Annotated in this window: 19 protein-coding genes; 8 read left to right on the forward strand and 11 right to left on the reverse strand. The window is 75.8% G+C overall.

Annotated features, from left to right (window positions below; all coding sequences use genetic code 11):
* Positions 1-28 precede the first annotated feature (28 nt).
* From ACOBQU_RS35960 to ACOBQU_RS35970, 3 genes are all read right to left on the reverse strand, one after another.
* Positions 29-868, reverse strand: a complete 840-nt coding sequence (locus ACOBQU_RS35960; protein ID WP_423634936.1) for an alpha/beta fold hydrolase — start codon at positions 866-868, stop codon at positions 29-31.
* A 163-nt stretch (positions 869-1,031) separates the two neighbouring features.
* A complete protein-coding gene (locus ACOBQU_RS35965) occupies positions 1,032-2,957 on the reverse strand; it encodes a protein kinase domain-containing protein (RefSeq protein ID WP_423633217.1) in 1,926 nt (641 codons plus the stop codon).
* Positions 2,958-3,096: 139 nt separating this feature from the next.
* Positions 3,097-3,531: an SRPBCC family protein gene (locus ACOBQU_RS35970; protein WP_423633218.1), complete on the reverse strand. Its 435-nt coding sequence runs from the start codon at positions 3,529-3,531 to the stop codon at positions 3,097-3,099.
* Between the two features lie 324 nt (positions 3,532-3,855).
* On the opposite strand from ACOBQU_RS35970, the gene ACOBQU_RS35975 reads away from it, so the two are divergent.
* Positions 3,856-5,850, forward strand: coding sequence for an ATP-binding protein (locus ACOBQU_RS35975; protein ID WP_423633220.1), 1,995 nt, complete (start codon positions 3,856-3,858; stop codon positions 5,848-5,850).
* Between the two features lie 84 nt (positions 5,851-5,934).
* Here ACOBQU_RS35975 and ACOBQU_RS35980 read toward each other — a convergent pair whose 3' ends face one another.
* A complete protein-coding gene (locus ACOBQU_RS35980) occupies positions 5,935-6,870 on the reverse strand; it encodes an oxidoreductase (protein WP_423633221.1) in 936 nt (311 codons plus the stop codon).
* Positions 6,871-7,113: 243 nt separating this feature from the next.
* On the opposite strand from ACOBQU_RS35980, the gene ACOBQU_RS35985 reads away from it, so the two are divergent.
* Positions 7,114-7,758, forward strand: coding sequence for a TetR family transcriptional regulator (locus ACOBQU_RS35985; protein WP_423633223.1), 645 nt, complete (start codon positions 7,114-7,116; stop codon positions 7,756-7,758).
* A 296-nt stretch (positions 7,759-8,054) separates the two neighbouring features.
* On the opposite strand, the gene ACOBQU_RS35990 is transcribed toward ACOBQU_RS35985, so the two are convergent.
* Entirely contained in the window at positions 8,055-10,340 is a 2,286-nt protein-coding gene (locus ACOBQU_RS35990; protein WP_423633225.1) for an ATP-binding protein, read from the reverse strand.
* A 119-nt stretch (positions 10,341-10,459) separates the two neighbouring features.
* Between ACOBQU_RS35990 and ACOBQU_RS35995 the strand changes: the two genes are divergently transcribed.
* The 3 genes from ACOBQU_RS35995 to ACOBQU_RS36005 all read left to right on the forward strand — a co-directional run bounded on the left by ACOBQU_RS35995 (position 10,460) and on the right by ACOBQU_RS36005 (position 12,059).
* On the forward strand, positions 10,460-10,696 hold the full coding sequence (locus ACOBQU_RS35995) for a hypothetical protein (RefSeq protein ID WP_423633227.1): 237 nt from the start codon (positions 10,460-10,462) through the stop codon (positions 10,694-10,696).
* Positions 10,693-11,010, forward strand: coding sequence for a hypothetical protein (locus tag ACOBQU_RS36000; RefSeq protein ID WP_423633228.1), 318 nt, complete (start codon positions 10,693-10,695; stop codon positions 11,008-11,010). The genes ACOBQU_RS35995 and ACOBQU_RS36000 overlap by 4 nt, the downstream gene beginning before the upstream one ends.
* Before the next feature lie 287 nt (positions 11,011-11,297).
* Complete coding sequence (locus ACOBQU_RS36005) at positions 11,298-12,059, forward strand: hypothetical protein (protein WP_423633230.1); 762 nt, start codon at positions 11,298-11,300, stop codon at positions 12,057-12,059.
* Positions 12,060-12,217: 158 nt separating this feature from the next.
* On the opposite strand, the gene ACOBQU_RS36010 is transcribed toward ACOBQU_RS36005, so the two are convergent.
* The 3 genes from ACOBQU_RS36010 to ACOBQU_RS36020 all read right to left on the reverse strand — a co-directional run bounded on the left by ACOBQU_RS36010 (position 12,218) and on the right by ACOBQU_RS36020 (position 15,439).
* Complete coding sequence (locus ACOBQU_RS36010) at positions 12,218-12,442, reverse strand: hypothetical protein (protein WP_423634937.1); 225 nt, start codon at positions 12,440-12,442, stop codon at positions 12,218-12,220.
* A gap of 1,123 nt (positions 12,443-13,565) precedes the next feature.
* Positions 13,566-14,468, reverse strand: coding sequence for a serine hydrolase (locus tag ACOBQU_RS36015; protein WP_423633232.1), 903 nt, complete (start codon positions 14,466-14,468; stop codon positions 13,566-13,568).
* Entirely contained in the window at positions 14,465-15,439 is a 975-nt protein-coding gene (locus ACOBQU_RS36020; RefSeq protein WP_423633234.1) for a LysR family transcriptional regulator, read from the reverse strand. The genes ACOBQU_RS36015 and ACOBQU_RS36020 overlap by 4 nt, the downstream gene beginning before the upstream one ends.
* Before the next feature lie 171 nt (positions 15,440-15,610).
* Here ACOBQU_RS36020 and bla point away from each other — a divergent pair, with 171 nt between their 5' ends.
* Both bla and ACOBQU_RS36030 read left to right on the forward strand, forming a co-directional pair.
* A complete protein-coding gene (bla, locus tag ACOBQU_RS36025; RefSeq protein WP_423633236.1) occupies positions 15,611-16,597 on the forward strand; it encodes a class A beta-lactamase in 987 nt (328 codons plus the stop codon).
* Between the two features lie 15 nt (positions 16,598-16,612).
* On the forward strand, positions 16,613-17,185 hold the full coding sequence (locus ACOBQU_RS36030; RefSeq protein WP_423633238.1) for a GNAT family N-acetyltransferase: 573 nt from the start codon (positions 16,613-16,615) through the stop codon (positions 17,183-17,185).
* Between the two features lie 31 nt (positions 17,186-17,216).
* Here ACOBQU_RS36030 and ACOBQU_RS36035 read toward each other — a convergent pair whose 3' ends face one another.
* Together ACOBQU_RS36035 and ACOBQU_RS36040 are read right to left on the reverse strand one after the other, a co-directional pair.
* Positions 17,217-18,104: a fructosamine kinase family protein gene (locus ACOBQU_RS36035; RefSeq protein ID WP_423633239.1), complete on the reverse strand. Its 888-nt coding sequence runs from the start codon at positions 18,102-18,104 to the stop codon at positions 17,217-17,219.
* A gap of 256 nt (positions 18,105-18,360) precedes the next feature.
* Positions 18,361-19,212: an ABC transporter ATP-binding protein gene (locus ACOBQU_RS36040; RefSeq protein ID WP_423633241.1), complete on the reverse strand. Its 852-nt coding sequence runs from the start codon at positions 19,210-19,212 to the stop codon at positions 18,361-18,363.
* Between the two features lie 186 nt (positions 19,213-19,398).
* On the opposite strand from ACOBQU_RS36040, the gene ACOBQU_RS36045 reads away from it, so the two are divergent.
* The gene (locus ACOBQU_RS36045) at positions 19,399-20,403 is read left to right on the forward strand and encodes an ABC transporter substrate-binding protein (protein WP_423633243.1); all 1,005 of its coding nucleotides are present in this window, start codon (positions 19,399-19,401) and stop codon (positions 20,401-20,403) included.
* Positions 20,404-20,448: 45 nt separating this feature from the next.
* Here ACOBQU_RS36045 and ACOBQU_RS36050 read toward each other — a convergent pair whose 3' ends face one another.
* On the reverse strand, positions 20,449-21,636 hold the full coding sequence (locus ACOBQU_RS36050; RefSeq protein ID WP_423633245.1) for a M20 family metallopeptidase: 1,188 nt from the start codon (positions 21,634-21,636) through the stop codon (positions 20,449-20,451).
* Positions 21,637-21,679 lie beyond the last annotated feature (43 nt).

Consider the following 21,679-nt stretch of genomic DNA (forward strand, 5'->3'; position numbering starts at 1 on the left):
TGCCAGCACGGGAACACCGAGCGCGGGCCTAGCGCAGGAACGCGGCGGTCACCGCCACGAACCGCGCCGCGTCGTCCAGCCACGGCAGGTGCGCGGCGCCCTCCTGCACCACGAACTCGGCGGCCGGGAACAGCGCGGCGAACTCGGCGAGGGCGGGCGCCGGGGAGTTCAGGTCGGCCTCCCCGGCGAGGACCAGCACCGGCCGCGCGAACCGCGCGAGGGCGGCCCGGGTCGCGGCGGGGTCGAAGGCGCCCGCGCCGCCGTAGAGGGCGGCGGCCTCCGCGTTGCGCTGCCCGTCCTCGGCGGCCTGGTGGGCGCGGGCCCGCTCGTCCCAGCGGCCGTACGCGAACGGCGCCATGGCCCGCCACGCGTCGTCCGTGGCCCGCCCGGACAGGACCGCCTCCAGGGCCGCGTACGCCTCGGGGAACCACGGCTCGGCGTGGCGCCGCCGCGCCGCAGCGCGCCGCATGTCCGCGGTGACCGCGACGCCGACGGCGAAGACGCTCGGCGTGATCAGGGCGAGCCTGCCGACGCGCTCCGGGTGGCGGGCGGCGTACAGCACCGCGAGGTTGGCGCCGCCGGAGTGCGCGAGCAGGTCGACCCGCGCCAGGCCGAGGTGCCGACGCAGGGCCTCGACGTCGTCGACGAGCCGGTCGCAGCGGTAGCTCGCGGGGTCCTCCGGCACCGCCGAGTGCCCGGTGCCGCGCAGGTCGAGCAGGTGCAGTCGGCGGTGGGTGGCGAGGCCGCCGAGGTCGCCGAGGTACGCGGAGGCCTGCATCGGCCCGCCGGGCAGGCAGATGAGGGGAGGCCCGTCCCCGAGCACGTGGTACGCCAGCTCGGTCCCGTCGTCCGCCGGGAACGTCGAGATCGTCGAGACCGGCGGGGACGCCGGGGACGCGGCGGTCGGGGAGTCCGTGGGGCCGGGGCGGGCCGAAGGCGCTGTCATGGCCTGGACCCTGTCAGCGGCGACCGCGCCCGGCAACCGGATTCCGCCGCCAGGCCGCCCCGGGCCGTCCGGCTCAGCGCCGCCGTCAGCGCAGCCGGAACCACGAGCGGGACTCGCCGCTCTGGCGCCGCGCCCGCCGCCGGTAGCGGGACTGGAGCTGGTGCACCACGTCCACCAGGGGGCTCGTCGGCCCCGGCAGGGCCCGCAGCCGGGTGTTCAGCTCGGCGAGCATGGTCACGGCCCGCCCCGGCTCCCCGGCCTCGCCGACGCTGCGGGCGTGCCGCAGCGCCACCTCGGGGGCGGGGTCGGTGCCCAGCACGGCCCGGTTGAGGGGGAGGAGTTCGTCGTACAGGCGTGCCGCCCGCGGATAGTCCTCCATCAGGTAGGCGTCGCTCGCGGCGAGGCGGTGGACCTCCCAGCGCAGCGGGTCGTGCTCGGGCAGTCCGCGGCCGAGGTCCGCGAGGACGGGTTCGAGGATCGCGCGGCGGCGCTCCGCCTCGGCGGGCAGGGTGGCCTCGGACAGCGGCAGCTCGGCGCCGCCTTGGCCGAACCGGCGGCACTGGCCGAGCGCCGACTGGGCGCGCGCGTGCAGGGTCACGGTGTCGTACGGGCCGAGGACGCGGGCGGCCAGCTCGATGACGTCCGCCAGCTCGGGCAGCGCCTCCCTGGGGTGGTCGGCGCCGAGGAACGCCCGGTACCCGAGGAGCGCGGCCCGCGCGTCGATGGTGCGCCGGTCCTCCGGGCCGAAGACCCGGTGCAGCTTGGGCAGCAGGCGGGACAGGCCGGTGTCGGCCGGGTCCCGCTGCCAGGCGCGCCGCGCCCGGCTGAGCAGCGCGTCCGTGGTGAGCGGGTCGTCGGGGCCCAGCTCCCGCTGCGCTTCGGGGATGAGCGCGTCGAGCAGCTCCAGGTACTCGGTGACGTCGGAGTCCGGCGGCAGGGCCTGGATCTGGTCGAGCCTGCGGCGCAGGGCGGCGCGCAACGGGTCGGTCGCCGGGTCCGCGACGGTGGGGGAGTACGAGGGTGGGGGCGCCGCCCGGCCCTGCGGGGGTGCGGCGGGCTCGGGCGACGGCACGGCGGCACCCGGCGGGCGTCCGGCCCGGCCCTGGGCGGGTGTGCCGTGGCCCTGGGGCGTGTCCTGGCCCCGGGGCGTGTCCTGGACGCGCGTCGGCGCGGCCGTCGCCCGGGACGGCTCGGCGAGCAGCGCGAGGCGGCGCGCCACCTCGCGGGCGTGCGGCGGCCGGTGGGACGGGTCCTTGGCCAGCAGGTCGAGGACGAGCTGATCGGCCCCGTGGGGCAGACCGGGCGCGAAGGAGCTGGGCACGGGCGGCCGGGCGGCGACGTGCTGGGCCAGCAGCTCGTGCAGCGTGCCGCCGAGGAAGGGCAGCCGCCCCGTCCACAGCTCCATCAGCAGGCACCCGAGGGCGTACAGGTCCGCGCGCCCGTCCACGGCGCCGCCGCGCCACCGCTCCGGCGCCATGTACGGGAACGAGCCGATGACCACGCCCTCGCCGGTGAGGTCGGTGTCGGACGCCTGGCGCTTGGCGATGCCGAAGTCGAGGACCTTGACGGTGCCCGCCTCGGTGACGATCACGTTGGCCGGTTTGATGTCGCGGTGCACGATGCCCGCCTCGTGGGCCGCGCCGAGCGCCGCGCAGATCTGCCGCGCCCACAGCACCGAGTCGCGGAAGTCCGGCAGGCCCCGCCGCAGCAGGGAGCGCAGGTCGTCGCCCCGTACCAGCTCCATCACGATGTAGACCAGCGCGCGGCCGTTCCAGTCCACCTGGCCCACGTCGTGGATCGTGGTGATGTTGGGCTGCGACAGGCCACCGGCCAGCTCCGCCTCGCGGATGAAGCGCCGCACCTCCCGCGGTGTCTCGGGGAGCCCGGTCTTGACCGCCACCGCCCGCTTCATGCGCAGGTCACGACCGTGCCAGACGCTGCCGAAGCCTCCGGACCCGAGCACCGACTCCAGCTGGTAGCGCCCCTCCAGCACGTCTCCCGCCTGCGCCATCGCGCACCCCTCCCGCCCGCTCAGCGACAACCGGCCGCCCATTGTGGCGCGTTGACGCGCCGAGCACAGGCCCGGTGCCGCGTCGGCGCGACACCGGGCCTGGGGCGGGGCGTGGTGCCAGCGGCGTGACGCGCCGCCGTCAGCGCCCCGCGAGCAGCCCGTCGACCGCCCGTCCGAACAGCCGCGCCCCGGCCCGCGCGAGCAGCGGGTCGAGGACCCGGGGAAGCCGCCGCACCCGCAGCTCCTCGCGCCAGACCACGCGCGCGCCGCCGCCTTCGCCCCGCACCTCGATCTCGGCCCACCCCGTCACGAACGACCCCCGCTTGACCAGGCGGCACAGCCCGTCCCGGCCCGCGTCCGGCGGCCGCCAGAGCACGACCTCCATGGGGTCGTCGAAGCCGAGCGGCCCGACGCCCGAGCGGGCCGTGAACAGCGTGCCCGCGCCGGACCCGGCCCCCGCCACCGTGACCCGCGTCAGCGGCACCACCCGGCCGTGCCGCTCCCAGTCGGTCACCCGCCGCCATGCCTCGGCGGGGGCGAGGTCGGTGGCGCGCTCGGCGCGGAACAGGGCCATGGGACCGAGCGTAGGCGGACCACCGCCCGTGGACCGCCCGTGGACCGCCCGTGGCGCCGGGCGCGCTGCCGGTCGTGGACGGGCGTTCGGTCGGTTCGTCGTGCGTGTGATCCGGCGCGCGGGGTCGCCACTCTTGGCGCCGGTCCGGCGTTGGGGTTGCCGTGGCGCCGCTGAAGTGACGGTTCTGCACCCCGGGTCGCCGACCTCCGGGCGGCGGCGCCCTCGCCCGCCCGCTGCCGCGAGGGCAGGGGGCGCCGGGTGCCGTGAGAGCCGCGGGAAAGCCGCGGGGAAGCCGGAGAACGTCATGGGAAAGGGTCTGGAACAGTGCGTAAGCGTGTCGGCAAGCCCGAGGTGCCCCACCCGTACCAGGGTGGGGAACCCCGCGCCCTGGTCGGCAGGGAGCGTGAGGAGTCGGCCCTGCGGGACCTCCTGGCGGCGCACCGCCTGGTGACGGTGACCGGCGGGGCGGGCGTGGGCAAGAGCCGTCTGGCCTCGGCGCTCGCCGGGGAGCGATGGGTGCCGTGGCGGCGCGTGGTGCGGGTGCGCTGGCGCGGGACCTCGCCCGGCGGGCCGGGCGAGCTGGCCGCCGCGCTGCTCCAGGCGGTCACCGGCAAGCGGCCGCGCCGCACGCCCGTGGACGTCGCGGACCTCGCGGCCCGGCTGCGCGGGGAGGAGGTGCTGCTGTTCCTCGACGACGGCGACCCGGTGCACGCGGAGTGCGTGGGCCTGGTGCAGAAGCTGCTGATGGCCGTGCCGACGCTGCGCGTCCTCGTGGCGGCCCGGCGCGCGCTGGGGCTCGGCGAGGAGCGCGTGCTGGCGCTCGCGCCGCTGCGTACGGACCCGCCGGACGGCCCGGGCGGCCGGGCACCAGCGGTGGAGCTGTTCCTGGAGCGGGCGCGGGCCGCCGCGCCGGGCTTCACGGCCGACGGCGCGGACGCGGCGGCGGTGGCGGCGATCTGCCGGTCGGTGGAGGGGTTCCCGCTGGCGGTGGAGCTGGCCGCCGCGCAGGTCGCGCACTACCCGGTGCGCCACCTCGCCGACCTGGTGGAGCGCCACCAGTGCTGGCTGCACAGCCCGCGCCCGGTGCTGCGGCGGCACCGGTCGCTGCGGGACGCGCTGGGGGCGGGGTACGCGCTGTGCGAGCGCGCGGTGCGGATCGTGTGGGGCCGGGCCAGCGTGTTCGCCGGGGCGTTCAACGAGTCGGCGGCCGTGTTCGTGTGCTCCGGCGGGGGCATCGAACCGCACGAGGTGTCCGCCTGCCTCGCCCAGCTCGTCGCCCTCGGCGTCATCGAGCCGCTGCACGACCCCGGCGGCCCGCGCCAGCCCCGCTACCGCATGCGGCGCGCCGCCCGGGACTTCGGCGCCGAACGGCTCGGCGAGGCCGGGGAGTTCGAGGTCGCCGCCGAGCGTCACGTGGCCCACACCCGCCACCTGGCGACGCTTGCCGAGACGCTGTGGAGCACCGGCTGCCAGGCGCAGGCCGTCCAGCTCGTCCAGGAGGAGTACGACGACCTCACGGCGACGGTGCGCTACGCGCTGAGCCACCCCGACCACGCGACGGCGGCCCTGGAGGCCGTCGTCGACCTGTGGTTCTGGTGGGCGGTGTACGGCAGGGCGGAGGAGGGCAGCGGCCATCTGCTGCGGCTGCTGGCGCTGTGCCCGCAGGACGACCCGCTGGTGACGCACGCCCAGTGCCTCGCCGCCTGGCTCACCGCGAGCAGCGACCCCGGGACCGCAGGGGCGCTCATCGCCCGGGCCTGGCCCGCCGCCGTGCTCGACGGCGACGACGCCACCGTGGGCAGGATCGCCCACGTCCAGGGCCTGCTCGCCCTGCGCCACGGCGACGCGCGGGCCGCCGCCGAGCACTTCCAGGAGGCGGCGCACACCATTCCCGACCACGTGCCCGGCGGGCCGTCGCGGGCCGTGAGCCTCGCCGCGCTGGCGGTGGCCCAGGCCGCCTTCGCGCCCCGTGCCGCTCGCCGCGCGGCCCGCCGCGCCCTGGCCGGTCCCGGCCTGCACCGCGACACCTGGGCGTGTCTGCTCGCCCGCTACGCCCGCGCCTACGTCGACCACCGCACCGGGCACGGCGGCCGGGCCTGGCACCGGGCGCGGCGGGCGCTTGCCTCCCTGGACCAGGGCGTGCCCGAGCCCCACGGCGCCGGGGCGCTGCGCCAGCTGATCGCCGCCGTGGAAGCCGGGGTCCACGGCACCCTCCCGCCCTCCGGGCAGGGCCACGCCCCCAGTGCGGCCCCGGGCGACGCACCGGTCTGCGGCATCACGCTGGCGTGCGGCAGCGGGGATCCGGACGCGCGCGGGTGAGACGGCGAGGGCGTACGCGTCGGCGGGCACGGGCGGATGGTGATGAGTGGCGACGTGCTACGACGGTTTGTCACGCGTGCGGCGTCACACCGGTGTCGGGAACGTGAAGCGCACGCCGGTCAGCTCCTCCGAGACCGCCCACAGGCGGCGCCCGGTGTCGGCGTCGGTGGCGGCCGGGGCCAGGCGCACCCGCGTCGGAGCGCCGCGCAGCTCGGCCGGGCCGCCGGGCCCGATGAACTGCCCGCCTGCCACGCCCGGCTCGGTCGCCGCGTACAACAGGCTCAGCGCGCCCTGGTCCGGGGACTGGGCGAGCGGCTTGAGGAGGCGGCCGAACAGCAGCTTCACCGGGGCGACCGGGCCGTTCGTCTGGAGGCCGGTGGCGGTGTAGCCGGGGTGGGCGAGCACGCTGCGCACCGGGCTCGCGGCGGCGGTGAGCCGCTGGTGCAGCTCCCAGCCGAAGACGGCGTTGGCGAGCTTGGACTGGTTGTAGTGCCCCATCGGCGTGTACGCGCGCTCGCCGTGCAGGTCGTCGAAGGCGATGCGGCCCTGCCGGTGGTTGGCCGAGCTGACCGTGACCACGCGAGGGTCGCGCCCGGCCGCGAGCAGGTCGAGCAGCAGGCCGGTGAGCGCGAAGTGGCCGAGGTGGTTGGCGGCGAACTGCACCTCGTGGCCCTGCGCGCTGAGCGTGCGGGGCGGGGCCATCACCCCCGCGTTGTTGACGAGCACGTCGAGCCGCGCGTGGTCGGAGCGCAGCCCGTCGGCGAACGCCCTGACCGACTCCAGGTCGGCGAGGTCGAGGTGGCGCACCTCCACGAGGGCCCCCGGCTGCGCGGCGGTGAGGTCCGCGGCGACCCGAAGGCCCTTGTCCTCGTCGCGCACGGCCAGGACCACGTGTGCCCCCTTACGGACGAGTGCCCGGGCGCTCGCCAGGCCGAGTCCGCTGCTGGCTCCGGTGACGACGAAGACCCGCCCCCGCTGGTCCGGTATGTGCGCGGCGCTCCAACGCTTCTTCTGGCTCATGCGGCACACATTGCCTCTGGTGACACTAAGTGTCAAGGTGGCTCATGGTGTCGAAGTGCTACTGCGCGCCAGTGCGGCTCTGGATGCCAGCATGCATCTGAATGCCAGAGCGCCCCTGAATGTCAGGGCGCCCCTGAATGTCAACATGCGCCTGAATGTCAGAGCGCATCTGGATGTCAATGTGCGTCTGAATGCCACTGCGCGCCCCTGTGTCACCACCGGCACGCTGTGTACGATGGCCCGGTGAATCCCCGTCCTGAAGGCACCCTGGCCGAGCGCAAGCGTCAGCTCGTCGCGAGCGAGCTGACCGAGGCCGCGCTACAACTGCTCGCGTCGAAGGGCTTCGACGCGGTCACCGTCGACGAGATCGTGGCCACCGCCGGGGTCTCCAAGCGGACGTTCTTCCGGTACTTCGCGTCCAAGGAGGACGTGGTCGTCCAGTTCCTCGCGGGCCTCGGCGCCGCCATGCGTGCGGAGCTGGCCGCGCGCCCGGCCGCGGAGCCCGTGTCCGAGGCGCTGCGGCACGCGGTCTGGGTCGGCATGGCGGTCTGCGCGGACCGCGCCGACCACACCGGCCGGGCCCTGCGCGTGGTCCAGCTGATCCTGGGGACGCCCGCGCTGCTCGCCCGCTTCCTGGAGCGGCAGGCGCAGTGGCGCGACGACCTCGCGGCGGAGCTGGCGTCCCGTCACGGCCTCGACCCCGGCGCCGACCTGTACCCGCGCATGGCCGCGGGGATGGCCCTGACCGCCTTCGACGCCGTGCTGCACCAGTGGAGCGGCAGCGACGGCGCCCAGGACCCGGAGACGCTCACGAAGCGCGCGTTCGCCGTCATCGCCCCGGCGCTCGACCAGGTCCCCGGGGCAGGCGGGCGACGGCCCACCGACTGACGCCGTCGCCCGCCTGCCGCGCCGCCCGTGGGGGAAGACGGCGCGGAGCGCCCGTGCCTGTGCGGCGTCGGTACGCCGCAGGCGCCCGCGCCGCGCTCCCGGCCCCCGGGCTGCCGCACCAGCGTCCCGCGCGCCCCGGCGTCCCGGCATCCGTAACCTCCGTAGATCCGTATACGGATGCCGCGCGCCGCCCCGCGGGCCTCGGCGGGAACGACGTACGTACGTATGCCGCCGCAGGGGTCGGGCGCGCGGCGGCGCGCGCGAGGCGGCGTGCGGCGGGGCCCGCCCGGAGGGGCCTACGCCTCCAGCGCTCCCGGGATCTCCGCGCGCGAGTCCAGTTCCAGCTTGGTGAGGATCCGCTCGACGTGGGTGTCCGCCGTCCGCTTGGAGATGACGAGGCGCTCGGCGACCTCGCGGTTGGACAGGCCCTGCGCGACCAGCGCGGCGACCTCCCGCTCGCGCGGGGTGAGGACGTCGGCCGCCGACCGCCCGCGCCGCGCCCTGGGTACGTAACTCCCCGAAGGTGGTACGTCGGCGTCGGCGCGCACCGCCTCCAGGACCTCCGTGCCCGACAGGTGGGAACCCACGCCGTGCCAGCGCTCGAACGCCGTCTCGCCCAGCGCCGCGCGCACCGCCTGCTGCACCGACTCCTGCTGGTCGAGCAGCGACGGCAGCATCGCCACCGGGTCCCCGGTCATGCGGCGCGCGCCCTCCGCGTACCCCATCAGCCAGGCCGCCTGCGCATACCGCTCCTGCCGCGCCGCGTGCCAGGCGAGCCCCAGGCAGCACAGCGCCGCGACCAGCACGTCCCCCACCTCGCTCACCGCCTCCAGGGCCCGCCGCAGCGGCGGCACGCTCTCCTCGTGCCGCCCGGCGAGCCACAGGATGATGCCCTGCACCGTCAGCGTGGAGGCGTAGAGCTGCCGGTCGCCGGTCTCCTTGAGGTGGGCGAGCCCGATGTCGCACAGCTCCAGGGCGCCGACCGTGTCCCCGAGCACGGCCCGCAGCAGCGCGCCCTCGTAGTGGACGACGCTGATGCCCAGCGGGTCCCCGGCCGCCACGATCCGCTGGCGGCCCAGCTCCAGCGCCGCCAGGCCCTCCTCGACCTCCCCGCACAGCGCCCGCATCGCCCCCAGGTACGGCTCGGCGAACAGCACCACCCGGTCGTCGCCGCACCGCACGGCCACCTCCCGGGCCTCCTCGAACCGCCCCGGCGCGACGGCCAGGTCCCCCGCCCACACCGAGAGCACCCCCGACATGAACAGCCCCCAGGCCCGCTCCGCGCAGTCCGCGGCCACCAGGCCGAGCCCCTTGTCGATCCAGTACCGCCCCTCCGACAGCGTCCCGGCCGCCCGCCAGTACGGCGCGAGCTGGGCGGCCAGCCACAGTCCGGCCGCCGGGCGCCCCGCGCCGCCGAACGCGTGCCCCAGCGCGGCCCGCACGTCGGCGACCACCGCCCGCACCGCCCCGTGCAACTCCACCTGGGCGGGCGTGAGCAACTCGTCCCAGAACCGCTGCCCCAGCTCCTCGTAGTACGCGAAGTGCCGCTCCCGGGCGCCCGCCGCGCCCCCCGAACCGGCGAGCCGCTCGGCGCCGTACGCGCGGATCGTGTCCAGGAGCCGGTACCGGCCGGTGTCCTCGCTGAGGTGCTGCACCACCGACTTGTCGACCAGGCCGACCAGTGCCTCCAGCACGTCCTCCCCGGCGAGTTCCGCGTCCGCGCACACCTGCTCCGCCGTCGCCAGCTCGAAGGGGCCCGCGAACACCGAAAGGCGCGCCCACAGCCGCCGCTCGTCGGGCGCGCACAGCTCGTACGACCAGTCGATGGCCGTGCGCAGCGTCTGGTGGCGCGCCAGCGCGGTGCGCCGCCCGCCCGTGAGGACCCCGAACCGCTGGTCGAGCCGCGCCACCAACTGCGCGAGCGGCACCGCCCGCAGCCGCACCGCCGCCAGCTCCAGGGCCAGCGGAATGCCGTCGAGCCGGGCGACGAGCGCGTCCAGCTGCGCCCGGTTGGCGTCCCCGGCGGTGAAGCCCGGCACGACCGCCGCCGCGCGCTGCACGAACAGTTCGAGCGCGTCCTCGCCGTCCAGCGGGGCCACGGGCAGACAGCGCTCGCCGGGCACGTCGAGCGGCTGGCGGCTGGTGGCGAGCACGCACACGCCCGGCGCCTCGCGCAGCAGCACGTCGCAGAGCAGCGCGCACGCGTCCACCAGGTGCTCGCAGGTGTCCAGGACGATCAGCAGCCGACGCCCCCGCAGATGCGCCACGACCGCGTCCAGCGGCTCCATGCCCGGCTGCTCCGGAAGTTCGAGCACGGCGGCCAGCGTGGCGGGCACCAGCTCAGGGTCGCCGAGCCCCGACAGCTCCGCCAGCCACACCCCGTCCGCGAACCGCTCCCCGAGCCCGCCCGCCGCGTGCAGCGCCGTCCGGCTCTTGCCGACGCCGCCCGGACCCACCAGCGTGACCAGCGGCGCCTCCTCCAGCGCCGCCCGCACCTGCGCGACCTCCCGGACCCGCCCCACGAAACTGGTCCGCTCCACCGGCAGCTGCCCGCCCCGCCGCTGCCCAAAGCCGAATCCCATGCCGTCCCCGTGCCTTTCACCAGCCGTCCGCCTGCCACGCGTTCGACGCGGACCGTGACCGCGCCGCTGCGCGCTGTCAACGGTAGGCGGTCCGCTGTCGGCCGTGCTTCGATTCCGTGGTGATCAACGTGATGAGTGGAGGGCGCGGCGACCGCGCCGCGCCCGTGGAGCACCGCGCGGTGTCGGTCCGGCCGCGCGCCGACCGGGGCCTGGACGCCTGCGTACGGGGCCTCGCCGGGGTGCGCGAGGCGGACGGCCACCCCGTCAACTGGCCAGCGCGGCCCGGCGCCTGGTTGACGCGGAGCGAGACGCGGGACGCGGCGCCCGCCACGTGGCGCGTCAGGGGGCGGCGATGACACGTCTGAAGATCGAGATCTCCGTTCCGGCCAGCCATGTGGAGCAGGTGGTGGACGCCCTGCACGCGGCGGGCGCGGGCCGGGTCGGGGAGTACGCCCGCTGCGCCAGCGTCTGGCCGGTCACCGGCACCTGGATTCCGCTGCCGGGCGCGCGGCCCTACGACGGCGACGTGGGGGTCGTACGCCAGAGCGAGGAGCGCCGGATCGAGTCGGTCTGCGACGAGGAGCAGGCCCGGGACGTCCTGGAGGCGGTGCGCGCCGCGCACCCGTACGAGGAGGCCGTCGTGCACTTCCTGCCGCTGTACGAGCCCTGAGAGGTCGTACGGGCCCTGAGAAGTCGTACGGACCGTGAGAAGTCGTACGGGCCGTGAGAGGTCGTACGGGCCGTGAGAAGTCGTACGAGCCCTGAGAGGTCGTACGAGCCTTGAGAACCCATCTGCGGGGGGCGAGCCGGGCTCCCGGACGCGCGAGGTGAAGAGCCTCCGATGCCCGATCGTGATCAACGGGCGCGCAACCCCGTGTGAACCCCGGGTGTCTGAAAGGCGCCGGAAGGGCGCTGTCCGGCGCCTTTCGGCACAGACACGCGGAGATCGGAGATCAGGTGGGCAGGAAAGTCTGGAGAGCGGTCGTGGCCGGTGGCGCGGCGGCGGTGGTCACGGGCGTGGCCGCGGTACCGGCCGGGGCGGCCGAGGGCGGTGCCTCCTTCACCCGCGTCCAGGTGAACGGCGGCAAGCCGATCGTGATCGGGGTGTCCGAGGTCGCGGTGCCCGCCTCCTTCCGGATGACGACCACCCGCACGTGGAAGGGGCCGATGGTGTTCCTGTACCGCGGCAGCACGGATGACCGGCTGTGGCACGCCATCGAGACGAGCGACTGCAACGAGGCGGGCCCGGGCGTCTGCGACTTCGACGAGAAGATGTACTTCGACCCCAGTGAGTGGGACATGCGCAACAGCGACGCCGGAGCCTGGAAGGTCGCGGCTGAGGTGTCCTTCGGCGGTGGCCGCGGCGACACGGACGCCAAGGGCCTGACCGCCCACGTCAAGCGCGCCTCCCGCCTGCGTGTGAACGCCGCGCCCGAGCCGGTGGCCACGGGCGGGACCATCACCGTGACCGGCAAGGTGACGCGGGCCAACTGGGAGACGAAGAAGTACGCCTCCTACGGAGGCCGCCTGGTGAGCCTGCAGTTCAAGCCCAGCGGAGCCACCTCCTACACCACGGTGAAGAAGGTGCGCGCCAACGGCTCGGGCGGTCTCAGGACGACGGTGAAGGCGTCCAGGACGGGCGCGTGGCGCTGGGTGTATTACGGCAACAGCACCACTGGACCGTCGACCTCGGCCGCGGACAACGTCGTGGTGCGGTGAGGAACCGTCCTTGAACCCCCGCCGACCGCCCGGATGCCCGGCCCGGCGACGGTCGGCGCGCGGACGGAGCCAGGGGGTCTGAGGCGGGCGTGCGCCCCGGGCGGCCGTTCGTCACATGCGTCCGCCCGGGGCGCGGTCACCGCGTGGCGCGGTGGCCGTCAGTCCCAGGTGTAGCCGTCGCCGAAGAGCAGCGTGTGCTCCAGGACGTCCTCCATCGGGTCGTCGATCTGGCCGGTGTTGACCAGGGCGACGCGGGGCGCGTTGTGCGAGTTCTTGTGGGTCTCGTCGGCGTGTGCCGTGCCGGTCGACAGGGCGGCGGGGACGGCCGCCACGGCCGTGACCAGCGCCCAGCGGGTCAGCTTCCTTGCCCGAAGGCCGTTCATTGCCTGCTCCTTGACGCTCGGTGCCGAGGGGGCGGGTGTCCCCTCCCGTGCGCCGTGCCCAACCGGGGCGGGGGACGCGGAGTCACTGACGATCATACGAACGTGTCGCATGACCGGCGCGGAACGGTCGGCCGTGGCCGTGGAGGCCGTCGAGCGGCGCGTCCACGAAGCGCCGCCGCGCGGGCGTGGCGAGCACCCCCGGCCGGGGTGCTCCGCGAGGGTGCCGAGCGCGGGGGAGCCCCGCCAGCCGCCCGGTGTCCGGCTGACCTCGGCGATGCCCGCGCCGAACGCCAGCGGCCGGGCCGCCGCCGCGTACACCGCGGGGGTGCACAGGCCGACGGCTGCGGCCCGGGAGCCGTAGTGCCCCACGAGGTCGGCGGCGTCGGTCATGAGCGCGGCGGACCGCGTCCGGGGCGGGCGGCCGCGGGGGTCTCGTCGGCGCGATGCGGGCCGGACCTCCGGGTCAGGGCGGGCGGACGGGCTGGTGCGCCGGTTATCGGCCGTACGCGCGGGGAGGCCGGGGCAAAGGCGGTGCACCGGTGGGTGAGGGTCGGCTACATTCCGGTGACGAGGTCTGCTGAGGAAGCGGTCAAGCCTGCCGCCGGACGGGACACGGCGAACTCCCGCACGCCGTGCGTCCGGTGGGGGCGCGGCGTGCGGAGGACCGAGTCAGGGAGCCCGGTCGCCGCGCGTCGCGGGGCAGCCGCCGCCCGGCGTGGACCGGGGCGGCGGCTGCTTCCCCTGACACGTGACACGCCCCCGCGCCGATGCGCGAGCCTCCGGGCGACGCGCGCGTCAACTGAGCCAGGAGCAGACCTGGTTCACCCCTAGGGGCGGGCCCGCAAGCGCGCACCGGTGGAGGAGCTGGCGCGCGTGACGATCGAGGGCGGCCTCGACGGCCATGCCGAGATCCGGGTCGGCGACGCCGTCGTCCTGGCCTTCGGCCGCCGTGTCGAGGAGGCCTTCCGAGGACGAGACGGGGCAGCGGCTGCGGCAGCCCGAGTACGGCGGCGACGGCGCGCACCGCTCAGGAGACGCTCGACGCGGAGCTGAGCGGGCGTACGCACGGGTGCGGCAGCCCCCGGTCAGGGGCGGGGGTTGACCGCGCGGGCCCGTTCCGGGGCTACAACTGCCGCAGGTGGTCGCGCAGTTGCCGGGCCACGTGCGCCATCAGGGCGTCGGCGCCGGGCTGGGCGCTGGCGGGCACCAGGGACTCGGTGAGCACGGCGACGGCGAAGGCCTGGCCGTCGGCGTGCTCGACGACGCCCATCTCGTGGCGGAGGTTCAGCAGCGTGCCGGTCTTGGAGGACCAGGTCGTCGCGTCGGAGCTGAAGTCCGGGGTGAGGCGGTGCCGGATGAGGTTGTGGGCCATGAGGTCGCGCACCCGCGCGGCCACGTCCGCCGGGACCGTCGAGGGGGTCCACAGGGCCTGGAGCAGGTCGACGCAGGCGCGGGCGCTGGCGGTGTTGGCGCGGGTGGTGTCGAGCTGCGGCAGGCGGTGCCCCCGGCCGCTGGTGCCCGCGTCGATGGCCAGCGCGTGGGCGAGGTGCACCCGGGCGGGGTCGAGAAGTTCCGAGGGGGTGTCGGACAGCTCCCGCATGCCGTGCCGGACGGTGAAGCCGCGCAGGCCCAGCTCGCTGAGGACGGCCGCGACCCGCGCGGGCGGCGTCAGCTCGAACAGCGCGTCGGCGGCGGCGCCGTCGCTGATGGACGTACTCAGGTAGAGCAGGTCGTCGATCGCGATCCGGGCGGGGTGGCGGAAGCGGGTCACGCCCGTGGGGCCGGGGGTGGTGATCCGGCCGGGCCGGACGTCGAGCGGCGTCGCGCCGTCGAGTTCGCCCCGCCGGATGCGCTCCACCGTCGCCACCGCGAGCGGGATCTTCACCAGGGACGCGACGGGCAGCTGGGTGTCGGGCTCAAGGCCCAGCTCGTCTCCGGTGCTCAGGTCCCGTACGAGGAACGACCCGCGCAGTCCGCCGTCGGACAGCTGGTGGCGCAGGTCGCGCAGCAGCGCCTCCGTGTTCACGCCGTGGTCCTTTCCGCGGTGGCCGCGCGGCCACCGTCCGTGGGCGCGCCGGGCGCGCCGGGCGGGTCCGCCGGGGTGTCCGCGCCGAGGCAGCGGGCGATGGCCTCGCCCAGACGGGCCTGGATGTGCCGGGGGTTGCCGTCCCCCGCGGCGGCGAGGGCGAACCCCCGCCGGAGCGCGACCTCCCCGATGGGCCGCCAGACCAGACCGAGTTCGACGGCCTGGGCGGGGGAGCACAGCAGCAGGTCGGGGCCGCAGAGCACCTCCGCCGCGGCCGTCGTCAGGTCGGGCGCGGCGACGAGCTGCGCGGGGCGCAGGCCGAGCGCGTCGCGCAGCCGGGTCAGCGGGTCCCGGATGTGCGGTACGTCGTCCTCCGGCTGGAGCCACACCCGGCGGGCCGGTCCTGGCGCGCCGCGTGTGAGGCGCAGCGTCTCCAGGTAGACCCGCCGGACCCCGGGGTCCCGGGCCGTGGCGAGGCCGAGCGGCACCGACCAGACCGTGCCGTCCCCATCGTCCCCGTCGTCCGCGTCGTTCGCGGGTACGGCGAGCAGCGCGGCCCGCACCTGGTGGGAGTGGACCAGCTCGGTGCGCTGCGTCGGCGGGGCGACGCGGATGTCGAGCGTGACGCCGAGCCCGCGTGCCTCGGCGACCAGGCGGGCCAGGTCGGCGGTGGCGCAGACGCCGGGCATCGCGAGCCGCCACGGCTTGCGGTGGGCGGCCTCCGCCTCGTGCAGCAGCACGTCGGCGGCCTGCACGAGTTGGCGGGCCGCCGGAAGCACGTCCCGGCCGAAGGGCGTCAGCACCGCCCGCCGTGAGGTCCGCTCGAACAGCGGCCCGCCGAGGCGCTCCTCCAGCGCGGCCACCCGGCGGCTGGCCACCGACTGGGACATCCGCGCGGCGGCGGCCCCCACGGTGAAGCCGCCCCGCTCACTGACGCTGACGAACGCCCTGCACGCCCCCACGAGATCCACACCCCGCACCCTATGCCAGATGCCAGATCGGCATGGAACCGCGCGAAAGCGTATTGGACCGCATGGGCCAGGGGGCGGTGAGGTGGATCCCGGCACCGATCACCACACCGTGGACGGGGCGGTGCCGCCCCGTCCCCCGTGCCCCCGTGAGGGGCCTGATGGAGGTTGACCATGCGGCAGATCCGCACCCCGCACCGCTCCCACGTCCGGCGCGCCGCCGTCGCCGCGCTCGCCGCGCTCGCCGCGCTCGTCCTGGCCCCGCTCGTGGCCTGCGCCGACGACGACGGACCCACCCGTTCCGGCCGCGCGGCCGCCGCGTCGGACCAGGGCGCGCACACCGGCCCGGCGACGGACAGCACCCCGCACGGCAAGGCGCCGTACGTGCGTGCCTTCCAGAAGCTTGAGCGCGAGTACGACGCGCGGCTCGGCGTGTACGCCCTCGACACCGGGACGGGGCGCGAGGTGGCGTACCGCGACGGGCGGCGCTTCCCGTACAACTCCACCTTCAAGGCCCTGGCCGCCGGTGCCGTGCTGCGGAAGTACTCCCCGCACGGCATGGAGCAGGTGGTGCGGTACTCCAAGGACGACCTGGTCGACTACTCTCCCGTCACCGAGAAGCACGTCGACACCGGCATGACGCTGCGCGCGCTGTGCGACGCGGCCGTGCGCCACAGCGACAACACCGCGGCCAACTTGCTCTTCGACAAGCTCGGCGGCCCCCAGGGCCTGGACCGGGCACTGGAGCGGATCGGCGACCGCGTGACCCGGGTGGAGCGCGTCGAGCCGTACCTGAGCCGCTGGGTGCCGGGGGAGCGACGGGACACCAGCACGCCGCGGGCCCTCGCCAGGGACCTGCGCGCCTATGTACTCGGCCGGGTGCTGCCCGAGCCGGACCGCGCCCAGCTCGCCACCTGGCTGAAGACCAACACCACCGGCGACAAGGTCATCCGGGCCGGGGTGCCCAAGACCTGGGTGGTCGGCGACAAGACCGGCACCGGCAGCTACTACGGCGCCCGCAACGACATCGCCGTGGTGTGGCGCCCCGGAGCCGCGCCCCTCGTCATGGCGATCCTGTCGTACCGAGGAGACAAGGACGCCACCCCCGAGGACAGGCTGATCGCCCGGGCGGCGTCCGTGGTCGCGGAGTCGATGGCGTGATGGCACCGTGACCCCATGACCCTAGAGATCCGCCCGGCCTCGGTCTTCGACGACGTTCGCTTGGTGCTCGGCCCGAAGTCGCCCGGCGCCACCGTGTGCTGGTGTCTGAGCTACCGGATTCCGGCGAAGCTCAACAACGCGTTGCGGGGGACGGAGCGCGGCGCGTACGTGGCGGAGCTGTGCCGGAAGGACACGGCTCCGGGGGTGCTCGCCTACGACGGGGACGAGCCGGTGGGGTGGGCGGCGGTGGCGCCGCGCGCGGAGACCTCGTTCGCGCGGAGCCGGACGATTCCGCACGTCGACGACCTGCCGGTCTGGTCGCTGTGGTGCGTACGGGTGCGCCCTGGGCACCGCAAGCGGGGGATCTCGCACGCGCTGATCGCCGGTGCCGTGGAGTTCGCGCGGGAGCACGGCGCCCCGGCCGTTGAGGCGTACCCGCTGGACAGCGGTACCGCCAGGGTGGACCTCACCATGGCGTACGCGGGAATCCGGAGGAACTTCGAGCGCGCCGGGTTCACGCACGCGGCCGACACCACCTCCGTGCTGGCCGGGCACCCCCGGGTGCTGATGCGGCTCGACCTGCGCTGAGCCGCGCGGTCACGCCCGCAGGGCCGCGCGGTCACGCCCGCAGGGCCGAGCGGGCGGCGGCCAGGGCCTGGTCGGCGTAGCCGCGGCCGAAGAGGACCGTGTGCACCAGGAGCGGGAAGAGCTGGTGCAGGCCCACGCGGTCGCGCCAGCCGTCGGCCAGCGGCGCCGCCTCCTGGTAGCCGTCGAGGACCCGCTCCAGGTGCGGGCAGCCGAACAGGTGGAGCATCGCCAGGTCGGTCTCCCGGTGGCCGCCGTGCGCGGCGGGGTCGATCAGCCAGGCGTGCCCGTCGGCGGCCCACAGCACATTGCCGTTCCACAGGTCGCCGTGCAGCCGGGCGGGCGGCTCGGCCGGGCCCGCGAGGTCGGGAAGCCGCTCGCAGACGCGCTCGACGACCGCCGCCTCGGCGGGGCGGACCGTGCCGTCGTCCACCGCGCGGCGCAGGTACGGCAGCACGCGGTGCGCGGCGTACCAGCCGGGCCAGTCGGCGCCGGGAGCGTTGCGCATGGGCGCGAGCCCGATGTACGCCTCCTCGGGGCCGCCGGGCGGCGCCGCGCCGAACGCGGGCGCGCCGACGGCGTGCAGCGCGGCCAGCTCCCCGCCGAACCGCGCCGCCGCGTCCGCGCTCGGGCGCCCCGGCGGCACCAGGTCGGTCACCAGCCACCGCTCGTCCTGGCCGTGCACGGTGGGGACGCGGACCGCCCCGGCGGCGGCGAGCCAGCGCAGCCCCGCCGCCTCCGCCCGTGCCGCGCCGGGCGCGTCGGCGCGCTTGACCACGACCGTCCGCCCGTCGGCGAGGCCGACCTGGGTGAGCGCGCCCGACAGGGGGCGGGCGGCGGTGGCGGCGAGGCCGGTGAGGCGGGTGGCGGCGGCGCGGGGGTCGTCGTCGGGGGCGGAAGGGGTGCGGGTGGGGGTGGTCATGTGCCGTCTCGCTCGCGGGAGTGGGGAGTTGGAGGCGGGGGAGCACCCGCTGTCGCGTACGGTCTCACGCGGGGGGCCGGTGCGGGGCGGTCCCTCCGCATGTGGGGTCCCCCGTGCGTCATGTGCGGCCCCGGGGTGTGCGGCCGGGCGCGCGCGTGCCGTCGGGCTGCCTCCAGGACCCGTGGCCAACCCGAGCCTCAGGCGCCGCCCGCACGGGGCGTGCGGCCCCGCCCGCCTGACGTCGGCTCGCCCCCGCTCAGGCACCGCCCGCTCGGGCACCCGCGTCCGCGCTCGCGTCCGCACGCGCGCTCACGCCCGCACCCGCACCCGCGTTCGCCCCCGCCACCGGCACCACCACCGGCGCCCCGTCCGACCCCGCGAACAGGATCTCCGTGTCGATGCCGTACAGCTCGCGCACGAGCGCGGCGTCGATGGTCTCGCGCGGCGGGCCGCAGGCCACCACCCGGCCCTCGCGCATCGCGACCACCGTGTCGGCGTACCGTGCCGCGGCGGCGAGGTCGTGCACGACCATGACGACGGTGCGGCCGCCCGCGGCGATCTCGCGCACCAGGTCCAGCACCTCCACGGCGTGCCCGATGTCCAGCGCGCTGGTGGGCTCGTCGAGCAGGACGACGGGGGTCTCCTGCGCCAACACCATGGCCAGCCAGCAGCGTTGGCGCTGACCGCCGGACAGCGCGTCGAGGCGGCGGTCGGCGAGCGCGGCCGTGCCGGTGGCGCGCAGGGCCTCGGCCACCGCCCGCTCGTCGTCGCGGGACCACTGGCGGAACAGTCCCTGGTGCGGATGGCGGCCGTAGCGCACCAGGCCCGCGACCGTGACCGCCTCCGGCGCCTGGGGCGACTGGGGGAGCAGGGCGACGCGGTGGGCGACCTCCCGCTGGCGCAGCCGCCACACGTCCTCGCCGTCGGCCAGAACCCGCCCGGAGGCCGGTTCGTGGAGCCGGGCCATCGTCCGCAGCAGGGTCGACTTGCCGCAGCCGTTGGGCCCGACCACGGCCACCACTTGGCCGGAGCCGATCGTCAGGTCGACCCGGTCGACGACGGTGCGGCCGTCGTATCCGGCGGTGAGCCGCTCGACGCGCAGTTCCACTGTGTGCCCCGCCCTTCCTGGGGGACGGGGCGACCCCCGGCCCACGCAACTGTAAGGTAAGGCTAACCTTAGCTTGCGTTGGGCGAGGTGAGACGGCCGGTCGGCCGTTCCCTCGTGCGCGCCTTCCTCGTACGCGACGTCGCGTGCCGTTGCGCACGGACCGTCCCATTGAACACGGAGCCCTCGATGAACCAGCCCCGCAGATCCTCCTCCCTCGCGCCGCGCCGGGCGGCGCGCGCCGTCGCGGCCCTCGGGGCGGCCGCGCTGCTGCTGACCGCCTGCGGGTCCGGCGACGACTCGAAGGGCACGAAGGACTCCCAGGGCACGTCGGCCGCCAAGGGCTCCGGCACCCGCACCGTCAAGGACGCCACGGGCCGCGCCGTGCGGGTGCCCGCCCACCCCCAGCGCGTCGTCACGCTGACCCAGGAGGACCTGGACGCGGTCCTCGCCCTCGGCGTCAAGCCGGTCGGCATCACCAACGGCCAGGGCCTCAACAAGCCTCCGGCCTACCTGGCCGACAAGGTCAAGGGCGTCGACGTCGTCGGCAACCTCCTCCAGCCGGTCATGGACAAGGTCGTCGCCGCCAAGCCCGACCTGATCCTCGCCGGGGACATGCAGGACGAGCAGGTCCTCAAGCAGCTCCGCGAGATCACCCCCGCCACCCTTGTCACCATGGCGCCCGCCGACGACTGGAAGCTCTCCTTCCGGGGCATCGGCAACGCCGTGAACAAGCTCGACAAGGCCAACGAGGTCATCTCCGAGCACGAGTCCGCGGCGAAGGCCGCGGGCGCGAAGCTCGGTGAGAACAAGGGCGCCGAGGTCTCCATCGTCCGCTGGAACCCGGACGGCCCGAGCTGGATGGAGAAGAAGCAGTTCGCCAGCGGCGTCGCCCTGGAGATGGGCCTGAAGCGGCCCAAGGCCCAGAGCAAGGACGGCAACGCGCACACCCCGTCGCTGAGCCTGGAGAAGATCGACGAGATCGACGGCGACTGGCTGTTCCTGTCCACCCTCACCTCCGACGGTGAGAAGGCGCTCAAGGACGTGCAGTCCAAGCCCGCCTACAAGAACCTGAACGCCGTCAAGAAGAAGCACGCCGTGACCGTCGACGGCTCGGTGTGGTCCACCCGCGGCGGCCCGCTGGCCAGCGAGGTCGTCGTGAAGGACATCTCCAAGGCGCTGGGCGGATCCTGACGGCCCATCAGGCGCCCGGGTGCGGCCCGGGCGCCTGACGCGCGGTCAGCGCGCCTCGCCCGCCGTCGCGGCCGGGGCGCGCCCCGCCTCGCGGGCGAGGTCCACCGCCGTCCACGCCAGCGCCGTCGCCCCCTCGACCAGCGCCCGCTCGGCGGCCGGTGAGAGGGCCGCGGCGGCGAACTCCGGCTCGTGCGGCGCGCAGGCGCCGCCGCTGATGTCGAGCACCGGGTGGATGGACGGCACCACGTGCGACACGTTGCCCATGTCGGTGCAGGCGAACGGCGGGCGCTCCACCGGCTCCGGCCGCCCGAGGGTGCGCGCGTTCGCGGTCCACAGCGCGGTCAGTGCGGGGTCGCCGCGGAAGTCGAGGTAGTCCGGCTCCGGTCGCTCAAGCGCCACCTCGCAGCCGGTGGCCAGGGCCCCGGCGCGGAAGCAGTCCTCCACCCGGGACCGCAGCTCGGTCAGGTCCTCGGCGGCCAGGGCGCGCAGCTCGTACTCGGCCGTCGCGCGGGCGGGCACGGCGTTCGGCGTGGTGCCCGCCTCCGTGGTGATGCCGTGCACCCGCCACTGCGGCGGCAGGTGCTGGCGCAGCAGCCCGAGGGCGACCTGGGCGACGGTCAGCGCGTCGGCCGCGTTGCGGCCCTCGTGCGGGTTGAGGCTCGGGTGGGCCGAGCGGCCGGTGTACGTCACCGACAGCGTGCCCAGCGCGAAGGACCGGAAGTCGGCCATCTCGAACGGGCACGGGTGCACCATCATCGCGGCGTCCACGCCGTCGAACGCGCCCGCGTCGAGCAGCAGCGCCTTGCCCGCCCCGCGCTCCTCCGCCGGAGCCCCGATGACCCGTACGCGCAGGCCCAGTTCGTCGGCGTACGGGGCCAGGCCCAGCGCCGCGCCGACGCCCGCCGCCGCGATCAGGTTGTGCCCGCAGGCGTGGCCGAGGCCCGGCAGGGCGTCGTACTCGCACACGAACGCCACCGTCAGCGGGCCCGCGCCGGTGCTCGCGGCGAACGCGGTGTCCAGGCCGTACGCGGGGGACTCCACCGCGAAACCGGCCGCGCGCAGCGCGTCGGCGCACCAGGCGGCGGCCCGGTGCTCGGTGAAGGCCGTCTCCGGGTGGCCGTGGATGCGGCGGCTGAGCGCCACGAGGTCGTCGCGGCGCTCCGCGATGTGCTGCCGCACCGCGGACTTGAGGTCCGGCAGGGCGCGGGGCGTGTCGTCGGCGGGGTGGGGCATCGGCTCCTCTTCGCGAAAGCTCGGTACGGGATTCCGTACGCGG

Source organism: Streptomyces sp. G45 (genome assembly GCF_049542095.1).
GTDB lineage: Bacteria > Actinomycetota > Actinomycetes > Streptomycetales > Streptomycetaceae > Streptomyces.

Excerpts from the sequence above, each read along its gene's own strand:
- ACOBQU_RS35965 (WP_423633217.1), bottom strand. The coding sequence starts at position 2,957 with ATGGCGCAGGCGGGAGACGTGCTGGAGGGGCGCTACCAGCTGGAGTCG.
- ACOBQU_RS35970 (WP_423633218.1), bottom strand. The coding sequence starts at position 3,531 with ATGGCCCTGTTCCGCGCCGAGCGCGCCACCGACCTCGCCCCCGCCGAG.
- ACOBQU_RS35980 (WP_423633221.1), bottom strand. The coding sequence starts at position 6,870 with ATGAGCCAGAAGAAGCGTTGGAGCGCCGCGCACATACCGGACCAGCGG.
- ACOBQU_RS35990 (WP_423633225.1), bottom strand. The coding sequence starts at position 10,340 with ATGGGATTCGGCTTTGGGCAGCGGCGGGGCGGGCAGCTGCCGGTGGAG.
- ACOBQU_RS36000 (WP_423633228.1), top strand. The coding sequence starts at position 10,693 with ATGACACGTCTGAAGATCGAGATCTCCGTTCCGGCCAGCCATGTGGAG.
- ACOBQU_RS36010 (WP_423634937.1), bottom strand. The coding sequence starts at position 12,442 with ATGAACGGCCTTCGGGCAAGGAAGCTGACCCGCTGGGCGCTGGTCACG.
- bla (WP_423633236.1), top strand. The coding sequence starts at position 15,611 with ATGCGGCAGATCCGCACCCCGCACCGCTCCCACGTCCGGCGCGCCGCC.
- ACOBQU_RS36030 (WP_423633238.1), top strand. The coding sequence starts at position 16,613 with ATGACCCTAGAGATCCGCCCGGCCTCGGTCTTCGACGACGTTCGCTTG.
- ACOBQU_RS36035 (WP_423633239.1), bottom strand. The coding sequence starts at position 18,104 with ATGACCACCCCCACCCGCACCCCTTCCGCCCCCGACGACGACCCCCGC.
- ACOBQU_RS36045 (WP_423633243.1), top strand. The coding sequence starts at position 19,399 with ATGAACCAGCCCCGCAGATCCTCCTCCCTCGCGCCGCGCCGGGCGGCG.
- ACOBQU_RS36050 (WP_423633245.1), bottom strand. The coding sequence starts at position 21,636 with ATGCCCCACCCCGCCGACGACACGCCCCGCGCCCTGCCGGACCTCAAG.